Source organism: Paenibacillus sp. FSL H8-0317, from assembly GCF_045040685.1.
Taxonomy (GTDB): domain Bacteria; phylum Bacillota; class Bacilli; order Paenibacillales; family Paenibacillaceae; genus Paenibacillus.
On sequence record NZ_CP150294.1, the window covers coordinates 2,705,159 to 2,725,606 of the forward strand.

At 40.5% G+C, this 20,448-nt stretch carries 25 protein-coding genes; 24 read left to right on the top strand and 1 reads right to left on the bottom strand.

Going from position 1 to position 20,448, the window contains the following annotated elements:
- Positions 1 to 13: 13 nt before the first annotated feature.
- From MHB43_RS12715 to MHB43_RS12725, 3 genes are all read left to right on the top strand, one after another.
- Complete coding sequence (locus MHB43_RS12715) at positions 14 to 289, top strand: barstar family protein (protein ID WP_405132058.1); 276 nt, start codon at positions 14 to 16, stop codon at positions 287 to 289.
- Positions 290 to 549: 260 nt separating this feature from the next.
- Positions 550 to 1,839 (top strand): MFS transporter, encoded by a 1,290-nt coding sequence (locus MHB43_RS12720; protein ID WP_221825168.1) that lies wholly within the window; start codon positions 550 to 552, stop codon positions 1,837 to 1,839.
- Between the two features lie 133 nt (positions 1,840 to 1,972).
- Positions 1,973 to 2,665 carry an ArsR/SmtB family transcription factor gene (locus MHB43_RS12725; protein ID WP_405132059.1) on the top strand — a complete coding sequence of 231 codons (693 nt, stop codon included), beginning with the start codon at positions 1,973 to 1,975 and terminating at the stop codon, positions 2,663 to 2,665.
- Positions 2,666 to 2,854: 189 nt separating this feature from the next.
- On the opposite strand, the gene MHB43_RS12730 is transcribed toward MHB43_RS12725, so the two are convergent.
- Positions 2,855 to 3,421: a TraR/DksA C4-type zinc finger protein gene (locus MHB43_RS12730; protein WP_036609176.1), complete on the bottom strand. Its 567-nt coding sequence runs from the start codon at positions 3,419 to 3,421 to the stop codon at positions 2,855 to 2,857.
- Positions 3,422 to 3,620: 199 nt separating this feature from the next.
- Between MHB43_RS12730 and MHB43_RS12735 the strand changes: the two genes are divergently transcribed.
- The 21 genes from MHB43_RS12735 (at position 3,621) to MHB43_RS12835 (ending at position 20,410) form a co-directional block, all read left to right on the top strand.
- Positions 3,621 to 3,998: a DivIVA domain-containing protein gene (locus tag MHB43_RS12735; protein WP_017689054.1), complete on the top strand. Its 378-nt coding sequence runs from the start codon at positions 3,621 to 3,623 to the stop codon at positions 3,996 to 3,998.
- Between the two features lie 42 nt (positions 3,999 to 4,040).
- Positions 4,041 to 4,475: an Rrf2 family transcriptional regulator gene (locus MHB43_RS12740; protein ID WP_017689053.1), complete on the top strand. Its 435-nt coding sequence runs from the start codon at positions 4,041 to 4,043 to the stop codon at positions 4,473 to 4,475.
- A 34-nt stretch (positions 4,476 to 4,509) separates the two neighbouring features.
- Complete coding sequence (locus tag MHB43_RS12745; protein WP_221825166.1) at positions 4,510 to 5,007, top strand: metallophosphoesterase; 498 nt, start codon at positions 4,510 to 4,512, stop codon at positions 5,005 to 5,007.
- 341 nt (positions 5,008 to 5,348) lie between these two features.
- Complete coding sequence (locus MHB43_RS12750) at positions 5,349 to 6,263, top strand: sugar phosphate isomerase/epimerase family protein (RefSeq protein ID WP_405132419.1); 915 nt, start codon at positions 5,349 to 5,351, stop codon at positions 6,261 to 6,263.
- Positions 6,260 to 7,432, top strand: a complete 1,173-nt coding sequence (locus MHB43_RS12755; RefSeq protein ID WP_405132060.1) for a Gfo/Idh/MocA family protein — start codon at positions 6,260 to 6,262, stop codon at positions 7,430 to 7,432. Before MHB43_RS12750 ends, MHB43_RS12755 begins: the two co-directional genes overlap by 4 nt.
- Positions 7,433 to 7,490: 58 nt before the next feature.
- Positions 7,491 to 8,588 carry a Gfo/Idh/MocA family protein gene (locus MHB43_RS12760; RefSeq protein ID WP_221825162.1) on the top strand — a complete coding sequence of 366 codons (1,098 nt, stop codon included), beginning with the start codon at positions 7,491 to 7,493 and terminating at the stop codon, positions 8,586 to 8,588.
- A 304-nt stretch (positions 8,589 to 8,892) separates the two neighbouring features.
- Positions 8,893 to 9,744 (top strand): putative phage abortive infection protein, encoded by an 852-nt coding sequence (locus MHB43_RS12765; protein ID WP_100528736.1) that lies wholly within the window; start codon positions 8,893 to 8,895, stop codon positions 9,742 to 9,744.
- A gap of 204 nt (positions 9,745 to 9,948) precedes the next feature.
- Positions 9,949 to 10,347, top strand: a complete 399-nt coding sequence (locus MHB43_RS12770; RefSeq protein ID WP_405132061.1) for a hypothetical protein — start codon at positions 9,949 to 9,951, stop codon at positions 10,345 to 10,347.
- Between the two features lie 232 nt (positions 10,348 to 10,579).
- Positions 10,580 to 11,047, top strand: coding sequence for a hypothetical protein (locus tag MHB43_RS12775; protein WP_076318562.1), 468 nt, complete (start codon positions 10,580 to 10,582; stop codon positions 11,045 to 11,047).
- Between the two features lie 395 nt (positions 11,048 to 11,442).
- Positions 11,443 to 11,883, top strand: a complete 441-nt coding sequence (locus tag MHB43_RS12780; protein ID WP_405132062.1) for a hypothetical protein — start codon at positions 11,443 to 11,445, stop codon at positions 11,881 to 11,883.
- Positions 11,884 to 12,511: 628 nt separating this feature from the next.
- Entirely contained in the window at positions 12,512 to 13,231 is a 720-nt protein-coding gene (locus tag MHB43_RS12785) for a ferritin-like domain-containing protein (RefSeq protein WP_405132063.1), read from the top strand.
- Positions 13,232 to 13,472: 241 nt separating this feature from the next.
- The gene (locus tag MHB43_RS12790; RefSeq protein WP_100528739.1) at positions 13,473 to 14,117 is read left to right on the top strand and encodes an HAD hydrolase-like protein; all 645 of its coding nucleotides are present in this window, start codon (positions 13,473 to 13,475) and stop codon (positions 14,115 to 14,117) included.
- A 218-nt stretch (positions 14,118 to 14,335) separates the two neighbouring features.
- Entirely contained in the window at positions 14,336 to 14,740 is a 405-nt protein-coding gene (locus tag MHB43_RS12795; RefSeq protein ID WP_405132064.1) for a DUF4259 domain-containing protein, read from the top strand.
- A 218-nt stretch (positions 14,741 to 14,958) separates the two neighbouring features.
- Complete coding sequence (locus MHB43_RS12800; protein ID WP_405132065.1) at positions 14,959 to 15,585, top strand: Type 1 glutamine amidotransferase-like domain-containing protein; 627 nt, start codon at positions 14,959 to 14,961, stop codon at positions 15,583 to 15,585.
- 57 nt (positions 15,586 to 15,642) lie between these two features.
- Positions 15,643 to 16,413 carry a nucleotidyltransferase domain-containing protein gene (locus tag MHB43_RS12805; RefSeq protein ID WP_405132066.1) on the top strand — a complete coding sequence of 257 codons (771 nt, stop codon included), beginning with the start codon at positions 15,643 to 15,645 and terminating at the stop codon, positions 16,411 to 16,413.
- Between the two features lie 120 nt (positions 16,414 to 16,533).
- Positions 16,534 to 16,998: a VOC family protein gene (locus MHB43_RS12810; RefSeq protein ID WP_253507643.1), complete on the top strand. Its 465-nt coding sequence runs from the start codon at positions 16,534 to 16,536 to the stop codon at positions 16,996 to 16,998.
- A gap of 178 nt (positions 16,999 to 17,176) precedes the next feature.
- Positions 17,177 to 17,809 carry a hypothetical protein gene (locus MHB43_RS12815; protein ID WP_405132067.1) on the top strand — a complete coding sequence of 211 codons (633 nt, stop codon included), beginning with the start codon at positions 17,177 to 17,179 and terminating at the stop codon, positions 17,807 to 17,809.
- 111 nt (positions 17,810 to 17,920) lie between these two features.
- Entirely contained in the window at positions 17,921 to 18,322 is a 402-nt protein-coding gene (locus tag MHB43_RS12820; protein WP_405132068.1) for a GNAT family N-acetyltransferase, read from the top strand.
- Between the two features lie 121 nt (positions 18,323 to 18,443).
- The gene (locus tag MHB43_RS12825) at positions 18,444 to 18,845 is read left to right on the top strand and encodes an NUDIX hydrolase (RefSeq protein ID WP_405132069.1); all 402 of its coding nucleotides are present in this window, start codon (positions 18,444 to 18,446) and stop codon (positions 18,843 to 18,845) included.
- A gap of 300 nt (positions 18,846 to 19,145) precedes the next feature.
- On the top strand, positions 19,146 to 19,673 hold the full coding sequence (locus MHB43_RS12830; RefSeq protein ID WP_221825146.1) for a YfiT family bacillithiol transferase: 528 nt from the start codon (positions 19,146 to 19,148) through the stop codon (positions 19,671 to 19,673).
- 182 nt (positions 19,674 to 19,855) lie between these two features.
- Entirely contained in the window at positions 19,856 to 20,410 is a 555-nt protein-coding gene (locus MHB43_RS12835; RefSeq protein WP_405132070.1) for a helicase, read from the top strand.
- Positions 20,411 to 20,448 lie beyond the last annotated feature (38 nt).

The following is a 20,448-nucleotide window of genomic DNA, read 5'->3' on the forward strand; positions in this document are numbered from 1 at the left end:
GGAAGGAGCAGCCATGAATACCGTGATTCTGGATGGAGAAGACTTTACGAGTAGCACTGAACTTCATCAACAATTAAAGGATAAGCTGAAGCTGCCGGATTTTTATGGCGGTAATCTTGATGCATTGTGGGATTGTCTGACGGGTACGATTGAACTTCCACTTGAGCTGAAATGGACCAACTATCAAATCAGCGAAGAACGCCTGGGGAATGAAGCAGACCGGGTACGTGATTTGATGTTGGAGGTACAGGCTGAGCAAGCTGGATTTCAATTGCGTCTTGAGAAGTAGGCAGCAAATGAAGGCAGTTCAAATATAATCCGTCAAGCCGAGCAGACCACATGTGGTCTGTTTTTTTGTGTTATAGGAGGTTGTTCAAAAAGGTTGTTAAAAAATTCTTTGTGTTGATTACGAATCTTCTAAAAGCAGAGCAGATTTTACTTTTTTTTCTTATCGTTAAAATTATTTTCACGGAGGTATTGATTTCTGCATAACTTACGTTAAAATAAAATTAACATGAAAAATATTTTAACGTTGAGGAGTGAAAAGGGATGAGCGATAACACAGCAGTTGGCAAGCAAGGTATGGGTGAGTTAATACGAATCAGACCGTACATGCAATTTATGCTTAGTAAAGTTGTATCCAGATTTGGTGATTCGATTGACTCGATTGCTTACAGTTGGATGGTGTACATTCTAACCGGTTCGAAAGTGCTGATGGGTACGTTGCTGGCGGTGAATTTTTTGCCCAATATCCTTCTGGGTCTGTTCGCCGGGGCTTTGGTTGATCGCATGTCTCCCAAAAAAGTGATTGTGATTACGAATACCGGTCGCGGGTTGTTGGTGGGGATTACAGCTCTGCTGTTTGGATTGGGCCAACTTGAAGTCTGGCATCTGTTTGTTATTACAATTCTGAATTCTTTGCTGGAATGCTTCACTAGTCCTGCGGAAGTGTCCAGTGTCCCCCGATTGCTTCCCCAATCGATGCTGCTTTCGGGTAATGCCATGTCCTCTTCCGCAACCAGAGTGGCCGAACTCGCAGGACTTGCAGTGGCGGGTGCCCTTATTGCTACAATAGGCATTGCCTGGACGATCTTGATTGATGCGGGGTTGTTTGCGCTAAGTGCTTTGATTATGAGCCGAGTAGGCTACCCTGAAGCCTTAACATCTGTTAACAATGAAGATAAAACATCAATTGAAATAAATTCTCTTCCATCCGACAAAAGTAGTATATTCTCCGAAATGGCGGAAGCTTTTCATTTTCTCCGTAAACATGCCTTATTGTTAATTGTCTCCATCCTGTTTGCCTTCGTTAATTTCTGCCTGATGCCGTTTAATGTTCTCCGTATACCCTATGTCATTGAAACGCTGCATGCTGGCGCTGGGGGATTAAGTCTGCTTAGTGGGCTGATGGTGGGAGGCATGCTGCTCAGTGGTGTATGGTTGACACAAAGGGGAGCGAATTATCGTAAAAGTGTGCTGGTCATCAGCGGTATTGTCATGTTGGGTCTCAGTTATGCGATGACGGCACTACCCGCTTATATGACTTCCTTCCAACTGCCGGTTGCAGCGGCCTTTTGTCTACTGATGGGTATGGGGATTCCGCTGGCTACAACACCGCTGGCCACCTATCTTATGGAAGTTACCCCTTCGGAGATGCTGGGCAGAGTGTATGCCCTTCAGGGTATGCTCGTCTTGAGTGTTTCACCCCTTGGGAGTCTGGCTTCGGGAGCACTTGCAGATTGGATGACCATGCCTGTTCTGTTTATCGTTTCTGGTATTATGCTTGCCATGTCCGCAGGTATGCTGTTATTTAGCAAAAGTTTTCGAAGTGCTCTGTGAAGATATTCAGAAGTGATCCTTAGCCGATTTTCTGTATCAAGTCATTTCTGGCTCGTTTTGACCGAAGTCCTGACGCAGCGGTATAATAGAGACATCGATGGACAACAGGTACCCCGGAAATGAGGATACAGGGATGGAGCACAAGGTTCTTTCAACAATTGAAGAAATTAAAATCTACTCCGATCCGTATCGGATTCAGATTATGAATATGTTTAACAAGCAGGGCAGACCATCCACTGTCAAAGAGATCGCCGACCAGATGGGTGAGGTGCCAGCCAAAGTTCACTATCATGTAAAAAAGCTGGAGAAAATCGGTCTGCTGACCATCGTTTCCACACGTGAGATTAATGGGATTATCGCAAAATACTACGAACCATTCACCGGAGAGATCCATCTCCGTCACGAAGATGAAGATAAGGAAAACTCTCCATTGAAACAGGTGTTTCGATCCGAGACGCTCAAATTATTAAATGAGATGTTCGAACAAAGTCGTCAGCGATTCATGCATCAGGCGGAAAACGAAGATCGGATGTTTCTCTCGGACATCACGCTGTATGCAACCCGTGAGGAAGTAGAGCAGTTGTATAAAAACATCATAAAACTCTGTGAACCCTATACTACAAAAGAGAATCGACAAGGGGAACAGGAGGTTTTTCAGTTATTCTCTGCTCTCTCCAAACCTATAGTGAAAATACCTGCTTCTAAGACAAATGCAAAAGAGAAAAAGAATGCTACGTCTGATAAGGACAAAGCAACTACGAAAAAGTCTCGATCTGTGTCTAAGCGACAGGAATCTGCATCATCTGGTAGTGAGTCGGAAGAATAAACGGATGGAATACATGGGTTCAGCCTTATCGCTGGAAGCAAGTAACCGCAAACGTGAGAGGCTGCTTTGGAGAAAACTAGAAAAAGCCGCCCAATGGCGGCTTTTTAATGCGTGATAAGGAAGGCTAATGGTGGAGCAGCCTATGGAATCAATTAATTTTGATGCCTACCGTTTCAGTTCATAACGAAGTTACATGTTCTCATCGTAGCCCTTCACATCACGTTTGGCTGCGGTTGCGGGGGAGTTGGATGTGCCATATTCTTCAACTGCTTCCCAGGCATCTGCGTTGTCGAACTTGCCCGCTCGCTGCTGTCTTCCTTCTCCAGCACCACTTGGAGGCATGGTCATCACTTCTTCTTCAACGGGCCGATCGTTGCTGATCTCCCGATTAGGTGTGTCGTCAATACAGTAAGCGGTATAAGGGATAGCCTCAAGTCGTTCGAAAGGAATATCTTCTCCGCACGTTACACAGGTTCCGTATGTACCTTGTTCCATACGTTCCAATGCGTCGTTCACTTGATTGAATTCGTCTGTTAATGTATCGTCAATCGCCAGATCACGGCTGCGTTCAAATGTTTCTGTACCGGCATCTGCCGGATGATTATCGTAGGAGGACAGCTCACCGGTTGAATCTTTCAGCGACTCGACTGGAGCACCGTCTTCCATGCTGGATTCAAAATGACGCTGCAAGTTTTCACGTTGCTCCAAAAGGGCGTTTTTCAGTATTTGATGTTGATCTTTAGTTAATGTACTCATAAGGACATGCTCCTTTCCCGTTGTGGGGTGTAGTGTGTCTTTACCCGAATTGGAAGAAAAGCAATCATTTTCGTGAGGAATAGGGCTGTATCGTTTTATATCTGACGGATTATGTGTTATAAAAAATAGAGAGAGAAATTGCCGTGTGTTCTTCCCAGGAAATAGAACTACGGCTTGGCTTATAATGGAGGTTGTCAATATGGATGAACATATGAAACGAAGATTGGATAAACAAAGACAATTGTTCAAACAATTGGGTGTGCAGCTAGATGCGTTATCGATACATGAAAAACAATTTAATTATAAACTTCGTGGTTATGATCCGGATGAGGTAGATGCTTATCTTGATCTGGTCATCAAAGATTACGAACGTTTCTATGCCAATATTGCAGATCTAATGGACAAATGGCAAGAACAGCAGTTAACGATCCGCGATCTCAAGTCGTCCGCGAAACCGGTGGAAGATCCAACCAAGATTGATCGCAAACAGCTGGATGATATTGTGAAACAACTGGAATACAGTGTGCGACAGCTCAAGATCAGAGCACGTCCCGAAAAGGATCTGTTCTCTGAATAAGGTCGGCATGTCCTGGATTATATTAAATAAAGGTGGTTAATCATGAGTACTCATTTTTCGGTCAGTGTGCATTGTTTGTTGTTATTGTCACTCAGCGCGCCTGAACGAATCACGTCTGCACATATTGCAGGTAGCGTGAATACCAACCCTGTCGTCGTCAGACGTATTCTGGGCGGGCTGAAAAAGGCAGGATTAGTGAACTCCTCTCCTGGAACAAGAGGTTTCTACTTAGCGAAGCCATCAAGTGAAATCACATTAGCCATGATCTATCAGGCTGCCAAGGACGAAGGTCCATTGTTCCCGATTCACGGCAATTGTAACCCGGATTGTGAAGTGGGCTTGCATATAGACAGCTTGCTGACCAATCTGTATCAGGTTGCCGAGGCGAAGGTGGAGCAGTTCTTTGCATCCATTACACTCGAAGATATGGAACGTTCCTGTACTCAGATGCAAGCTGTTCCATCACAGACAGAGTAGATTGCAACAAGACGAAGGAAAGGTGGGTTGTTATATGAAAATTGTAGTCATCTCTGACACGCATTGTTCACGTAAATCACGGAAGTTACCGACTAGGCTCCTGGATGTATTGCCGAGTGCAGATCTCATTCTTCATGCCGGTGACTGGTCGGATTGGAGTGTATACCCATTGCTTAGTGAGTATGCACCAGTTGAAGGTGTAGCGGGTAATACGGACCCGTCCGAAATCGCTGAAAAACTGGGATATTCCCGTATTGTTGAAGTGGAAGGGCTTCGTCTGGGTCTTGTGCACGGTCATCTGGGATCAAAGGGTACGGAGCAGAATGCGATTCATACCTTTGCAGGCCAGCATGTGGATGCTGTGATCTACGGACACTCACACATCCCGGTGATGCATACCGTGGACAACACACTGGTATTTAATCCGGGGTCGCCTACGGATCGGCGTTTTCAGAAGCAATACTCATTTGGCATCATGACAATAGATCAGGGGAAAATACAGGCTGAACATGTGTTCTTTGATCGAGACTAGAGAGATATGCTCTGGTTGCAAGTTGGAAGAGTACAAGAACCAGAACCAGCTACTGAAGTGGCGACTTGATAACTGATAGGGAACCTTTTCCTCAAACTTCATCCTGTATATAAAATTATCATACAAGGCATCTTTGAGCAGAATTCAAATCTGTTCCAGGGATGTCTTTTTTGATTTTTGATCACATCATTCTCTTGGAAGTTATCTCTGAATGGGGAATGTGCTCTGTTCGTTATCTGTCATTCATCTGTTGGCGTTTTCCCCTATGGTGACGTTCAGTGGAGTGATACAATGCCTTTACGACATGAAATGAATACGTTTACATAAGGAGATGGATCATGATGAAACTGTCTGTATTCACGGTGGCTACCCCTGATCTGAATGCAGAAGAATTGGCATCGGCTGCCGCAGCAGCGGGGATTGATGGAATTGAGTGGAGATTCCGTGGAATTCCTGAAGATGCTGTGTCTGAAGAGCCTTCTTACTGGAGAAATAATCGATGCTCCTTAGATCCGAGCCGCTGGGAAGAACAGGTTCCTGTTTTTCGTGAAGCAGCGTTAGGGCAAGGTAGAAAATCCATCGCACTTGTACCTTATCTGAACTGTGGAGATCTTTCTGCCACCGAACAGGCGTTTCAGGCTGCGGCTGGGTTAGGAGCTTCAATGATGCGTGTGGGTGTTCCTGGATATGATCGCAAGACCAGTTATCCTGAGTTGTATCGTAAAGCCGTTGATTACCTGAGTGAAGTACAGGATTTGGCCAAACAGTACAACATCAAGGCGATTGTAGAGACGCATCACCAGACGATAGCACCGACGGCATCGCTGGCCTATCGGCTTGTGCAATCGCTCGACCCGCAGCATGTGGGTGTATTGTACGATCCAGGCAATATGGTACATGAAGGATATGAGAATCATCGAATGGGACTTGAGTTGCTGGGCCCTTATCTGGCTCATGTACATGTAAAAAATGCCGGGTGGTTTGAAGCAGAAGGGAAAGATTCGCAAAAGGCTAATGTGACTGAGAAGAGCAGCGGAGTGGCTCTGAATACAGCCTGGAAATGTCAGTGGACACCGCTGACTAAAGGCATGGTCGATTGGGTACAGATGGTGCGAGATCTTCGTGCCGTTGGGTATGACGGTTACTACGGAATTGAGGACTTTAGTGGTGCCTTGGAATCCAAGGCGATGTTACAGCATTTTGCAGACGTTTTCGCCGAAATTGAGCGTCGTGTGGACGAGGAGGAGCAGTCATGAGTATCGTACGAGTAGCGGTTATTGGTATAGGAAACATGGGAGCAGCACATGCCAGAACGTTGGTGGCTGGAGAAGTTCCCGGTGCAGAGCTGGTCGCCGTATGTGATGTAAGAAGAGAGATGGAGAGCTGGGTATCCAGTCATCTTCCGGCAACGGTCACCTATTGGCAGGATGCAGAGCAGATGATGGCTTCGGGTACGATTGATGCAGTCATTATTGCAACGCCGCATTATGATCATCCGGAACAGGCCATTCAGGCTTTCCAGCATGGCTTGCATGTCATGATCGAGAAGCCGGCCGGTGTATATACGAAACAGGTACGCGAGATGAATGAAGCGGCCGCAGCCAGTGGAAAAGTCTTTTCCATGATGTACAACCAGCGGACCAACCCACTCTACATTAAGCTTAGAGACTTAATCGCTTCGGGAGAACTAGGAGAGGTACGGCGTACCAATTGGATTATTACGAACTGGTACCGATCCCAAAGTTACTATGATTCCGGCGGCTGGCGGGCAACTTGGGCAGGGGAAGGTGGCGGTGTACTGATTAACCAGGACCCGCATCAACTGGATCTGTGGCAGTGGACCATCGGCATGATGCCGGTACGAATGCGTGCGTTCTGTTCGTTTGGCAAGTATCGGAACATTGAAGTGGAAGATGATGTAACAGCTTATGTGGAGTACGAAAATGGAGCAACAGGTGTCTTTGTAACCACAACAGGTGAAGCACCAGGTACCAATCGATTCGAGGTCAACGGAGACCGGGGTAAAATCGTGATCGAAGATGGAAAACTTACGTTCTGGCGACTTCGGGAATCTGAGCCTGAATTCAATCAGCGGTTTACCGGAGGTTTTGGACAGCCAGAATGCTGGAAATGTGAAATCCCGATTACAGGTGTGGAAACGGGTCACCCGGGTCTGATTCGTAACTGGGTTGATGCGATTCTTACAGGCGCACCACTTATTGCTCCCGGTGAGGATGGTATACACGGATTGACGTTATCCAACGCTATGCTGCTGTCTACCTGGACGGATAACTGGGTCGATCTGCCGATCGATGAGGATCTGTTCTACGAGCATCTGCAGGAACGCATTGCTGGTTCAACGACGAAGAAAGACAAGGCATTCAGTGGCAGTCAACCTGCTGATTTGAGTCAGACGTTTAAATGAAGATGATATATAAGACGAGTTCATTGTAATCAACATTTTATAATAAGGATGGGATGACATGGCTAAAGATGGGATGTTTTATGCACCAAAAAGCGTTACAAAAGAGGTCGTATGTGGTCCGGGTGAGTTCACGATTGCTGCTGTTGCGCTGGATCATGGACACATCTACGGCATGGTTGGGGCATTGTTGGAGGCTGGAGCTACTCTCAAGTGGGTGTATGATCCGGACCCGGCGAAGGTGGAGGCATTTCGGAAGCAGTTCCCACAGGCTCAAGTCGCTGGATCTGAAGCGGAGGTGCTTGCAGACGATGAGGTGTTATTGGTGGCAAGTGCAGCGATCCCTTCAGATCGTGCGCCGCTTGGCATGAGAGTATTGGCCGCAGGCAAGGATTATTTTACAGACAAAGCCCCATTTACCACGCTGGAGCAATTAAAGCTTGCACGAGAAGAAGTGAAGCGAACGGGCAAAAAGTATATGGTGTATTACAGTGAACGACTGCATGTAGAAAGTGCGATCTATGCGGGGCAGCTCATCGAACAAGGGGCAATCGGCAAAGTAGTGCAAGTTATGGGTACAGGCCCGCATCGCCTGAATGCTGGAGGAAGACCCGACTGGTTCTTCAAGCATGAGCAGTATGGCGGTATTCTCTGTGATATCGGGAGTCACCAGATCGAACAATTTCTGACGTTTGCATCATGTACGGACGCTGAGGTAGGGTTCAGTCGTGTGCATAACTTCAATCACCCACAGTTCCCGGAACTGGAGGACTTCGGCGAAGCTTCTCTGATTGGTGATAACGGAGCTTCCGGTTACTTCCGAGTGGACTGGTTCACACCGGATGGTCTGGGCACATGGGGTGATGGGCGTACAGTTATTCTGGGAACGGACGGTTATATCGAGCTGCGGAAGTATATCGATGTAGCGAGAGAACCGGAAGGAGATCAGGTCTATCTGGTAAACCATGAAGGCGAGTTTCGCTACAGCGTGAAGGGCAAGGTCGGTTATCCGTTCTTTGGTCAACTGATTCGCGATTGTCTGGATCGCACCGAGACAGCCATGACACAAGAACATGCATTCAAAGCGGCAGAACTCTGCCTGATTGCACAACATAAAGCGATGAGCGAACGCGTGGTGTGGAGTAGCGGAGCGAAGTAAATGTTTTAGGTGAAGGGGAGCAAAGGTTGAGCATTAAAGATTATCCCTAATTCTTCTATTGTTTAGCGAAGAAAGAGCAGCCCAAATGTTAAACTGCATCCAACATGTTAGTTATGTTTAACAAATGGAGCAGTTCGCACTGGGGCTGCTTTTTTGAGTACGTTCGTGACTTCGCAGATGGATTAATATGGGTTATATTATATGTAGTTCGGATATTGTTTGATAAGAGAGATATTTACTAAGTTCGTAGATATGATGTTAGGTGAAATCTGACAAAGATTAAAAAAATTAAGGAGACTTAAGCATGGAAGAAAAGAGAAAATATAAACTTTATCAGCTTCTCATAATCGTAGCTTCTATTATTGGTGTTTGGGGATTCATTAATCCTATTTTAATTGGCTGGGTCTTTAAAGACAAAGATGGATATGAAACATATAAGGAATTTGGTCCTGTTGGTGATTGGATTGGTGGAACATCGACGCCAATTATTACTCTTGCTAGTTTTATCATTTTATTAGCAGCCTTTCTTGCTCAAAAGGAAGAACTTCAAGCAACACGTGAAGAAATGAATTTAACAAGGAAAGAGTTTAAAGAACAAAACAAAACGTTAACGAGACAGCGGTTTGAAAATACTTTCTTTCAAATGGTCTCATTACATCACAGTATTGTTAATAGTATTGAACATACTGAGATAGAATCATATAGTAAAAGCTATACAGAAACTCAGTATACATCCAAAATAATACGGGGTAGAGCATACATATCTAATATTGCACGGCCGTTAGTTTCATATGAATGGTCAGATACGTTGGATCTGAGGTCGTTGAAACAAAAATATAATAATATTTATCAAGAGAATCAAGGTGAGTTAGGTCATTATTTCAGAAATCTATATCACATTATTAAGTTGATAGATGAAAGTGCTGAACTTGAAAACGACAATAACAGTGAATTTGAGGAAAGAAAAAAATATATAAGAATCATCCGAGCACAACTTTCAACTGATGAATTACTTTTGTTGTTTTATAACTCACTTACAGATGAAGGTTCAAAATTTCATGCTTTAATTATCAAATATAAATTACTAAACAATTTAAGCGTGAAATTAGTGCCAAATGCACTTAGGGATCTATTTGTAAGTATGAAACAAGAATGACATTAAGAACCCTTAGGTGTGCCACTGAAGAGCCAGACATCACCTAACGTAATATTCACGCTGTGAGCATTCGCTCTTGGTCTGACATGAAGGATTTCAAGGGAGTAAAGGCAGCCAGACACCTCGGGATTCGCCGAGGTCGTGAATACAGGAACGTTAGTTGAAAGATAAGTAAAATCCATTCTTAAGAGAGAGGTTATTTATATGGGAGTGGCTTATACAATAAATTGCAAACAGTGCTCTTACAATCAAAATGTTTCTTTAGGAATTGGTTTTAACTACTTAGATTTGAAAAGTATTTTGGAATGGTATCAACAAGAAGAAGGGCGGCAACAAATCTTAAAATATATGAATGAAGAAGATACAAGTTTTGAATGTTATGACGGGCTTTATGTTTGTCAACAATGTGGATACTTATTAAATCGTACATTTCTGCATATAACATCAAAAGATTATTCTTATACAAATAACTTTGAGTGTCCATGTTGTCATATGCAAATGCCTAAAAAGCCTTTGCTAGATGAAATAGAAGAGAATTTTCTAAAGTGTCCTGACTGTAAGGACGAAGAATTAGATATACAAGCATATTTGGACTGGGATTAAATACTTTTGTGTCAATCATAAAAGAGCCTATTGAACATTTGGAGAGCAACTCAACGAAGACTTATCCATCATCTAACATCATATTCACGCTGCGGGCATACGCCCTTGATCCGGCATTCACCGGATACCCGACATACGTCGGGTCGTGAATACAGTGAACGTTATAGGAAATCAGCAAACACACAAAGAGAACTTGTTTTATTTAACATATTTTTTGAGGAGAAGTGATTGAGTGAATAAAGACATTCTACTTGAATGGGACAGTAAGCATAGTGCGATGAAACGCACGAAAGAAAATTACTGGAAAACCTATAGGAAGTGGCGTGACGAGAACAAAAGCGATTATCATGATACTTTTATAGGAAAGTTATATGATGAATTTATAAGTCTTGAAGAGCGTGCCATATACCTAAAATATAGTTTTAATACAACAGAAGCCGTGGTATTTTGCTCGATTAATATCTTTTACATAGAAGAGCAAATAGGCACTTATGATATAGAGTTCTTTTTGAACGGTGAGATAGCTGATGATTACCTGGATTTTGGAGACGTATTACTTAAAGATCGGATGATTAAAGTAAAGCATAATTTGAAGACTGCAAGAAGCGCTTTAAAACTGGGATTTGAAGTATCAGACATTTTGAAAATCACAGAAATCCCACTCAAATATATAGAAATATTAAAAGAAAAATATAGTTGATATAAAGGGAATGGTATAAGAGAAATAAGTGATTCGAAGAAGCAGATGACATCCTATAACATTATATTCACACTGCGGACATTCGTCCTTGGCCTGGCATTCGCCGAACACCCGACATACGTCGGGTCGTGAATACAGGAACGTTATACGCAACCCCTTAAGAATGTTAAACCATGCAACCAATTAATAACAAATAATAAATATAGGTGAAAGAATACATTTACAACGTAGCAGTTGAAAACCAGGATGAACGGAATATTAGAAGGTGTACCATATAACAATAAATTTCCACATCGATAGTTATGCTCCTTGGTCATCAAGAGGAATACCAGAGAAGCGGATTCATAATAAAGTGCAAACTAAAGAATATTTCTATTTGCGAAAGAGAGGATCAAATGAATTATCATTTTGGTTTTTCATGGAAGGGTTTGATCATCTTTTTATTGCCAATGATACCAAATATATTTTATTTTTTAACTCCTGCGTCAGATATATCAGGAAAAAATGCAAATAGCCATTTGATTTTAGATGTTTTGGAGCACGGAAGTCAGGCGATATTTTTCTTTCTTCTGATATTTGTTGTAAGAAAACAAGCATCTGAAATGCGATGTCCGTATATAATTGGTATGGCAATAATGTTGATTTTTTATTATGGGCTATGGATATTGTATTTTACAGGCAACGCAAACTCGATTATTTTTTTGGGGATGGCCGTTCTCCCGGTAGTATATTTTATATTAGCTGAGATTTGGCTTCAAAATTATCTGGCTATTATACCAACAGTACTTTTTGGTATTGTGTATGTCATTAATACATATTTGTCTATTGCGAATTAAAGGGAGGACAACAATCCTCTTAAATTTTGATTGTGCGTTCAGCATGTATTCTATATCAAGGATTAAGTCCCGAATGGTGAGGTTAGAAGTAAGCCACAGCTTAAGGCAGGGGTGTCCAACGTGAGCAGGAATCTGAATGAAGCCATCGGCAAATCTCCGGTCCGAGGAACACGAGCCTCTTATAAGGCTAGCGTTCATTGGATGAAGTTACTACACAAACCAAAGTTGATACTGCTGAAGGCGTACGAGAGTAAATGAGGGGATCTTTCCTATGCGGAAACGGATTTGATAGGAGCAAAAGATAGAACCAAAAGATAGAACCAAAAGATAGAACCAAAAGATAGAACCAAAAGATAGAACACGTAAAGACATATTAAATACATGAAACACACAAGTGTCTATGAGGATGTGGAATCGAAGAAGAAGAGGTAGCGTATAACAATGCATTTTGCTTCGTCGCTGACGCTCCTCGGTCTGCCCAAAGAGGAATGACAGGAAATTGGAATCAGGCGACACATCCAGCCGGCTAAGTGGCAGAGCCACCCGGACCTCCGATCCTTAAGCCGTTTGGACGTCAGAAATGCGCAACGTTATTTGACATAAAACTATTACATTTTAGGAGTAAATAATGAATATCACTTTCTCTAAATGGGTTCAATATTATCGAAGAAATAATCAAAATCTCAAATATATTCATTGGGATGACAACTATAAATTAACAACTAATGAAAGAGAAATAATCATTAAGTCACTTCAACAGTTTCAATTAGGAGAAAACTCTGAAGGTAAATATCTAATTAAACGTGCACAAGAATATGTACATCAGACACAAGATCAGGATTACTATGAAGCGCTTATAGAGTTCATTAAAGAAGAACAAAGGCACGCTAGAGATCTGGGCAGATTTATGAAGGTACAGGGAATCCCACTCCTTCGTAGACATTGGGTGGACAATGTATTTAGAAGATTACGTCGATATGCGAGTTTAGAACAATCAGTCATTGTTCTATTAACCGCTGAGATCATTGCTAAGTTGTACTATAAAGCTTTGCAAAAATCTACAAAGTCAGAAGTATTAATCGATTTATGTAATCAGATTTTAAGTGATGAGGAGAAACATGTTCAGTTTCAATCTGAAACACTTCATAAATTTGCTCAAAATAGAAACGTTTTCTTTAACAGAATAGTTTATATCCTTCGTAGAATCCTTTTTGAAGGAACGCTAATTGTAGTGTGGTATCAACATAAGCCTGTATTTAAAGCAGGGGGATATAAATACAAAAGTTATTACTATGAATGCCGCCATGAGTTTAACTTAACGAAGAAGATTATAGCTAATTCACAGTAGAGGTTTACGTCAGATAACATCATATCCAAGCTTTGGGGCCTGACGCTCCCAAGGTCAGCCCAGAGGGAATTGGCAGGAAAGTGGAATCAGGCGGGCGGACACATCCGCATCGACTAACCGCATCGCGTTCGCCCCTAACGTGACTTAAGTCGGTGGGGTGTCGTGGATACAGTAACGTTATAGTAAATCAGCGTATAAAAATACAAAATAAATTATTCAAACTCTGAATAGGAGTGAAATCATGCTGGAAGCGGTTATTTTCGATATGGATGGTACACTATTTCAAACAAACAAAATCTTAGAGTTATCGTTAGAAGAAACGTTTTCTGTCTTGAGGTCTCGTAATGAATGGTCGAGTGAAACTCCAACTCAAAAATATCGTGAAATTATGGGAGTTCCTCTACCAGTAGTTTGGGAAACGTTATTGCCGAACCATTCAAATGAAATCAGACGAATTGTAGACGAAATCTTCTTGGAGAAGTTAATTGCAAATATTAATTATGGCAAAGGTGCGCTTTATCCGTATGTCAAAGAAGTTTTTGATTTTTTAAAACAGGAAGGTTGCTTAATTTTTATTGCAAGTAATGGACTAATCGAGTACCTCAATGCTATCGTTAACTGTTACAAGTTAAATAATTGGGTGACAGAAACCTTTAGCATCCAACAAATAGAGACTCAGAATAAGGATGACTTAGTCAGATCTATCCTTATGAAATATCACATCAACAATGCTGCTGTAGTTGGCGACAGGATCTCTGATATCAATGCAGCAAAAAACAATGGATTGAAGGCTTTTGGTTGTCGATTTGACTTTGCCCAAGAATGGGAGCTTAAACAAGCAGATTATATTATTGATGATTTACTTGAATTGAAAAAATATATTTAACATCATGGGAAGTGGAATATTTGTGTAAGTATTTTCGAAGAAGACGCTGACATCCTATAACATCATCATATTCAAGCAGCGGCTCCTTCGGAGGCTAGGTCTGCAGGATGGATTTCGGAGAGGAATTTCGGCAAGCACCCCCTTCGCGGTTCATGAATACAGGAACGTTATGTCCCTAAGAGCTTTTAAACATAATGACACTTTTTGGAGGTTAATTGATGGGAGCATGGGGAACTGGAATTTTCGAGAACGATGATGTATTAGATTGGAAGGCAGATTTACTTGATTCTGATGACATCGAATTAATTGAAGAGACGATTGAAGAAGTATTAGAAGAAGATTATATTGAGTCAGATTTAGCTTCCAATGCTTTAGGCGCAATTGAGATCCTTGTAGCATTACAAGGTAATCCTGGGAAAGAAATTTTGAATAATCAAAGTAATACAGAGGATCTATATGACTGGATCAATAGACATAAAGGTAAAGGAAAAAACCTCATTTCAAAAGCTAAACGAGCAGTTAAGAAAATTAAGAAAGATTCAGAACTAAAAGAGCTATGGGAAGAATCAGAAGAATACCCAATCTGGTTAAATACAATAAATGACTTAGAAAATCGATTGTAAAGAAATTGATAGTTTTTCGAGAAGAGGGAAATTCACATAACAAAATATTCAAGCTGTGGCTCCGTTGGAGCCTTGGTCTGCTGGAAGGGTTCCGATGAGGCAATTTCGGCAGACAACCTCTTTGGGGTTCATGAATAAAGGAACGTTAGCAGAAATCAGGGGAATGCTTAATTAAATTATAAAGATTGATAACTATTAGTTTAAGGACGGGGATTAAAATGAGTAGCTTGTTACTAACCTCTTGTGGTTTTTATACTGAAGATATTAAAAATCAATTTCTGGAATTTATTGATGGAGATATCTCTCAATTAAAAGTCTCAATTATTACAACAGGATCCCCTAGAAAAGAAACTAATAGATATGCACAAAGAGCAATGCAAGAGTTTAAGGATATGGGATTTCAGCATATCAATTTTGTAGATATTGAATTTGATGACCCGCAAATTCTCTTACATAGAGATGTTATATATATTAATGGTGGAAATCCATTTACACTATTGTATTACGCTAAGAAAAGTGGTGCTGATGAAATTATCAAAACACTGGCCGCACAGAATGTAATTATAGTTGGAGTAAGTGCAGGAACGTTATTACTGGGGCCGAACATTAACATTGTCGATTTCTTTACTCCACAGATGAACACAATGAATTTAACGGATTTTAAGGCATTAGGTGTAACAGACAAGCTTATTTTTCCTCACTATGATAGAGAGGACATATTTAAAGATAGTACTAATAAAACAATTGAAGAGAGAATAGTAGAATTTGAATGCAATGAGAAATGTAAGGTGACAAGGCTTAAAGAGGAAGAATATATCTCAATCTTAATGAACCAAGCACATTGAAAGTCGTAAATTCATTGAAAGTAGCTCAAAGAAGCTCATATTTTAGGAGGAGTCTATATGATATTAGAAAAAGTTATAAATAGAATTGCAATACAAAGTGAATATAAGGATTTGGTTGATAAGTATATAGATCATATACTTAACGAATTTAAAGGTAAGATTCATAGCATTTATATGTGTGGCTCGATTCCAAAAGGAACAGCTCAACCTTTTAAATCAGATGCAGACTTTACTATTGTATGTGCAAATCCCGAAGATATTGATTACGAAAGATTGTCAATGATTAAAGACAGGCTTTTGGAAGAATATCCATTCGTCACTAAGGTGGATACGATCATTTGCTCGATTGATGATGTATTAAGTAGACCGAATGATTGGGGTTTTTGGATTAAGATTATTTGTGTTTGCATACATGGGGAGGACATTGGTGAAAAAGTACCCCCGATCAACATTTCTCCAGAATTCATTTTAGACTTAAATACAGATACCAAGGAGGAAGTAGATCGTGTACATCGTTCACTTTCTAATGTTAGTGATCACGCAATGAAAACTAGATATATTAAAGGTTACTCTAAGAGATTAATTCGTGCATTATACTCTTTGGTTTTAGAAGATACAGGGGTATGGGAAGATGAAATCATTAAGATGAAGAATGCCATATTAAACTATTGTGAGATTGACTCCGCTTTAGTTGAGTATCTATATGCTTGTTACTTGGATAGTAGCAATGTACTTGTTGAAGAGTTTCTGAGAATTGCAGATGAAGTATATCGCTATTTTGAGAACGCTTTAAATACAATGGCTGCTTCCAGAAATTCATTTGGCTAATAATATATTAACGATCGTAATCACCTTGAGAAGCGAGTGACCACATCCAGTCCCTAAGCCCGTCGAGACACCGCCAATACAAAACGTTATCTGAAACTGGCAAGATTGAAAGGAGAAAATATGATACTTGGGTTGTATGAAGCACATTTACCAGTAAGTAACTTACATCAATCAATCGAATTTTATTCTAAATTAGGATTAGAGCTGGCTTGGAGAGATGAAGATACAGCTTTCTTCTGGATTGAAAAAGATAAGAGTTGGGTCGGTCTATGGCAAGGCGAAGAGTATCTCACTTCTTATCATCCATCATTAAGGCATATAGCATTTCGAGTTAGTTATGAAGATCTTAGAGACAGTGTGAAATGGCTTCAAACTATTGAAATAGAGCCTGTCCCATTTGGAAAAAGAGATTCAATAGATCCATTTGTTAGGCCTAATCAGGGAAATGCTTCGGTCTACTTCAATGATCCAGATGGAAATAGTTTAGAATTAATGTGTTTTGTAAGTGTCCCTGAAAACTTAAAGATTATATCCAATAAATTATCAATCGAAGAATGGGAAGATCTTTTGAAAGCTAAAAACTAAAGAAAGTATTGGGGGATTTAAAAGATGTATCAGCATCAGATAACATAATATTTACGCTGCGGCTCCTGTGGAGTCTTGGTCTACCGGATGAAAGCGCTTCATAAAAAATATTAAACTACGTTGAACGTATGAATACAGAAACGTTAGGCGAAATAATTGCTAGTGGAAGGAGATTTAAATGCATATTAGAGGAATAATTCTTGAAGGATACTCAAATGCCGGGAAGACTTCAGTATTAAAAGCAATTAAACGTTATCAATCACAAGAAGAATCCTCAGAACGGAGCGTAGTTATTCTTGGAGAACATTATTCTCAAATTTTGAATAATAAACATGGAGAATATGTAAGTCTAACCCGGGAAGGACACATTGAGTTACTTAAAGAGCGGGTTGACATGCTAAAGAAACTTAACGAATGGGCAATTCAACTTGGTCCTGCATCTAGAGGATCTAGGGGACTATTTTATGTTCTGGAGAGGTTTCACTTAAATCATAGAGCCGCATTTGTAGATTCGGATTTGGATGACATAAATAAAATAGAAGAACAGCTTGAGTCTTTAGGTGCCAGGTGTATTTTGCTTACAATCTCGCCCGAAGTTGTAGAAGAAAGAATTAAAAGTAGACAACCAGAAGAATGGATCTATAAAACAGAAGAAGAAGTAAGATCGTCGGTAAGTGAATTATTAAAAATCCAAAATGTATTAAGACATCAAGCTCAAATCTCAAGAGTACCAACAATAGAAATCAATACAGATGGTAAGGATTGGGATGAGTATGTAAGGGTAATCATGGAGGGCAACGACATCGCCTAACCAGATGTTCAAGCATCGTCGCTACTGCTCCTTGGTCGGATAGAAGCTATAAGCAGAAGAATGTATTTAGCCAGATGTATCAGATCAAAACAACAACATAGGAGCAATATTATGACAATTATTTTCAAAGAAATAAAAGACATTGATACACAGGCAATTCAAGAACTGTTTCATTCGGTGGCTTGGAAATCAGGAGATTTCCCAGAAGATCTTAGACAAGCAATAAAAAACTCGCATACGGTTATTACTGCATGGGATGATACCAAATTAGTTGGTTTAATAAATGCATTGTCTGACGGCGTGATGACAGTATATTTTCATTACATGTTAGTACACAAAGAATATCAATCATTAGGAATTGGAAAGAGAATGATGGAACAAATGCTTAGTCGATATTCTAATATCAAAACAAAAGTGCTTATATCCTATGATAGTGCAGAAAAATTCTATGGATTATTTGGATTTAAGCCAGAAGAAGGAACTAAAGCCATGTTTATTTCAGAGATGGTATAGCATTTTGTGATGTTATCAAAGAAGTTGGTAGAATCAAATAACACCACTTTTCAGTTCTAGGAATTTAGCTATAGCTATTAGAGGACGAGTGGTTATTTAAACCAACATAGGAGGAATTAGAATGAAATTTATCGTTTCTGCAAGTGTAATCGTTCTCAATGAACATAATGAGATTTTACTCATGAAAGGTCGAAGAGGTTGGGAAATGCCTCAAGGTTGTGTTGAAGAAGGAGAGACTATAAGGGAGGCAGCAGTTCGAGAAGTGAAAGAGGAAACAGGAATTGATATCGAATTAATTAAATTTTGTGGTTTGTATCAGAACATAACGCGTGGCGTATGCAACAATATATTTACTGGAAAACCGATTGGTGGAGCTTTAACTACCAGTGATGAAAGTGAAGAGGTGGGCTACTTTACTTTAGAAGAAGTTGGGCAAATGATAACATGGGGAAATTTCTATGACAGAATTCATAATGCACTTGATGAGAAAAGCCATCCTTTTTTGATTGAATTTTCAGAATAAGATCACTCATTATGGTAGACTCCACCTTAAAGTCGCTCCTCTCTTGCTTGGTGATGTTCTGGACAAGCACCATTCTACCCAAGATAGGGGCGCTTCTTATATAATTGTACCTTCGTAACTCAGGTTTAATTGTGCTAGTTTTCTAATCCAAATACAGATATGAGAGTAGTGTAATATAAGGAGCAGCCCGAGAATAAAGGTTGCTTCTTTTTTGCTTTTATACTTCGCAAATGGAACATTGTGGGTTATATTGGATATGATTTGGTTCTATAGTAGAGAAATGGAGAGAGGTGGTCAACCTTGGATGAAAATATACGCTTTCCGATAGGACACTTTGAGCCAAATCTTAAACTCTCTAATGAGGAAAGAATCCACATCATTGATCAAATTCCCGGAATTACGAAGACCATAAGAGAGGTTACAGAACATCTCAATGATGATCAACTTTGTACTCCTTATCGTGATGGCGGTTGGACGATTACACAGATTGTGCACCACCTTGCGGACAATGACATGAACGCTTATATCAGATTTAAGAGAGCGTTAACTGAGGATGAACCGATGGCAAGCTCATATCGAGAGGATTTATGGGCATCATTACATCATTACAGGAATACGCCCATCGAAGATTCAATTTTGCTGATGGAGATACTGCACAAGCGATTTCTCACGCTGTTGTATAGTTTACATCTCGATCAGTTTAGACGAAAACTCCGAACAGAAGTGTTAGGTACAATTTCATTGGATATCGCCCTTCAAAGATTTGTATGGCACGGGCAGCATCATATTGCTCAAATTAAATCTTGTATAACATCGCAGAGGTGGTAGGGTTTTATACATCTCAAGTGTGGAGGTAACATAATGGGAAATTGTGAATTGAATTTCTGAGGAGCCTTGGGCTGCTGCTATCAATTACCTAGGATTAGTATGTAAACGGATTCAGAACTAGATGAGTGACTGCGTTTTAAATATAAAGTCAAATAGAAGTAATCTTGATTAGGGGGATACGGATGTTGATTGAAGATGAAAAAGTATACCCTGATTGCGCAGTTGAAATAAGAATAGTAGACGTTGGCGGATTAACAAAACCACAGCTTATACAGAAACTGGACCAACACTCTATTTTATTGGATAAATATGGAGAACAGTTGTTAAATGATGAGAGATTTATAGTTTCCAGTACAAAGCGAAGCTTGCAAACGGTTGAGTTGACCGTCAGACAACTTGGATTTTCGGATGGTGCTACGACTTTTCAGCTCTTTCGAAGAGCAAATGATCTTGGGTTGGAATGTTGTCCGGTTGAGTTAGGTCCTTATCTAAGAATGCAATATTTAGATCAGCCTGAGATATGTTCTACCAATATTTCAGAGGGTAACAAAGCTCCGTCCGGCTCCATTACGATAGCATCTGCAACCCTTACGGAGGATAATGAATTTCCAAAAGGTTTTTATCTCAGACGAATAAACGACAAGTTATGGTTACGAGGATATCTTGCCGACGATTTGCATATTTGGAGTCCTCATGATCGTTTTATCTTCTGTAGGTCTCAGCTTTCTATAGCATGAAGATCAGAAAGGTATTTTTGAAAACAAAGGAGTGAAAG

Bases quoted from the DNA above. Each gene is read 5' to 3' on its own strand.
- MHB43_RS12745 (WP_221825166.1), top strand. From the start codon at position 4,510: ATGAAAATTGTAGTCATCTCTGACACGCATTGTTCACGTAAATCACGG.
- MHB43_RS12725 (WP_405132059.1), top strand. From the start codon at position 1,973: ATGGAGCACAAGGTTCTTTCAACAATTGAAGAAATTAAAATCTACTCC.
- MHB43_RS12760 (WP_221825162.1), top strand. From the start codon at position 7,491: ATGGCTAAAGATGGGATGTTTTATGCACCAAAAAGCGTTACAAAAGAG.
- MHB43_RS12750 (WP_405132419.1), top strand. From the start codon at position 5,349: ATGAAACTGTCTGTATTCACGGTGGCTACCCCTGATCTGAATGCAGAA.
- MHB43_RS12715 (WP_405132058.1), top strand. From the start codon at position 14: ATGAATACCGTGATTCTGGATGGAGAAGACTTTACGAGTAGCACTGAA.
- MHB43_RS12825 (WP_405132069.1), top strand. From the start codon at position 18,444: ATGAAATTTATCGTTTCTGCAAGTGTAATCGTTCTCAATGAACATAAT.
- MHB43_RS12820 (WP_405132068.1), top strand. From the start codon at position 17,921: ATGACAATTATTTTCAAAGAAATAAAAGACATTGATACACAGGCAATT.
- MHB43_RS12765 (WP_100528736.1), top strand. From the start codon at position 8,893: ATGGAAGAAAAGAGAAAATATAAACTTTATCAGCTTCTCATAATCGTA.
- MHB43_RS12770 (WP_405132061.1), top strand. From the start codon at position 9,949: ATGGGAGTGGCTTATACAATAAATTGCAAACAGTGCTCTTACAATCAA.
- MHB43_RS12780 (WP_405132062.1), top strand. From the start codon at position 11,443: ATGAATTATCATTTTGGTTTTTCATGGAAGGGTTTGATCATCTTTTTA.
- MHB43_RS12730 (WP_036609176.1), bottom strand. From the start codon at position 3,421: ATGAGTACATTAACTAAAGATCAACATCAAATACTGAAAAACGCCCTT.
- MHB43_RS12800 (WP_405132065.1), top strand. From the start codon at position 14,959: ATGAGTAGCTTGTTACTAACCTCTTGTGGTTTTTATACTGAAGATATT.
- MHB43_RS12795 (WP_405132064.1), top strand. From the start codon at position 14,336: ATGGGAGCATGGGGAACTGGAATTTTCGAGAACGATGATGTATTAGAT.
- MHB43_RS12720 (WP_221825168.1), top strand. From the start codon at position 550: ATGAGCGATAACACAGCAGTTGGCAAGCAAGGTATGGGTGAGTTAATA.
- MHB43_RS12810 (WP_253507643.1), top strand. From the start codon at position 16,534: ATGATACTTGGGTTGTATGAAGCACATTTACCAGTAAGTAACTTACAT.
- MHB43_RS12755 (WP_405132060.1), top strand. From the start codon at position 6,260: ATGAGTATCGTACGAGTAGCGGTTATTGGTATAGGAAACATGGGAGCA.
- MHB43_RS12740 (WP_017689053.1), top strand. From the start codon at position 4,041: ATGAGTACTCATTTTTCGGTCAGTGTGCATTGTTTGTTGTTATTGTCA.
- MHB43_RS12790 (WP_100528739.1), top strand. From the start codon at position 13,473: ATGCTGGAAGCGGTTATTTTCGATATGGATGGTACACTATTTCAAACA.
- MHB43_RS12835 (WP_405132070.1), top strand. From the start codon at position 19,856: ATGTTGATTGAAGATGAAAAAGTATACCCTGATTGCGCAGTTGAAATA.
- MHB43_RS12815 (WP_405132067.1), top strand. From the start codon at position 17,177: ATGCATATTAGAGGAATAATTCTTGAAGGATACTCAAATGCCGGGAAG.
- MHB43_RS12785 (WP_405132063.1), top strand. From the start codon at position 12,512: ATGAATATCACTTTCTCTAAATGGGTTCAATATTATCGAAGAAATAAT.
- MHB43_RS12735 (WP_017689054.1), top strand. From the start codon at position 3,621: ATGGATGAACATATGAAACGAAGATTGGATAAACAAAGACAATTGTTC.
- MHB43_RS12805 (WP_405132066.1), top strand. From the start codon at position 15,643: ATGATATTAGAAAAAGTTATAAATAGAATTGCAATACAAAGTGAATAT.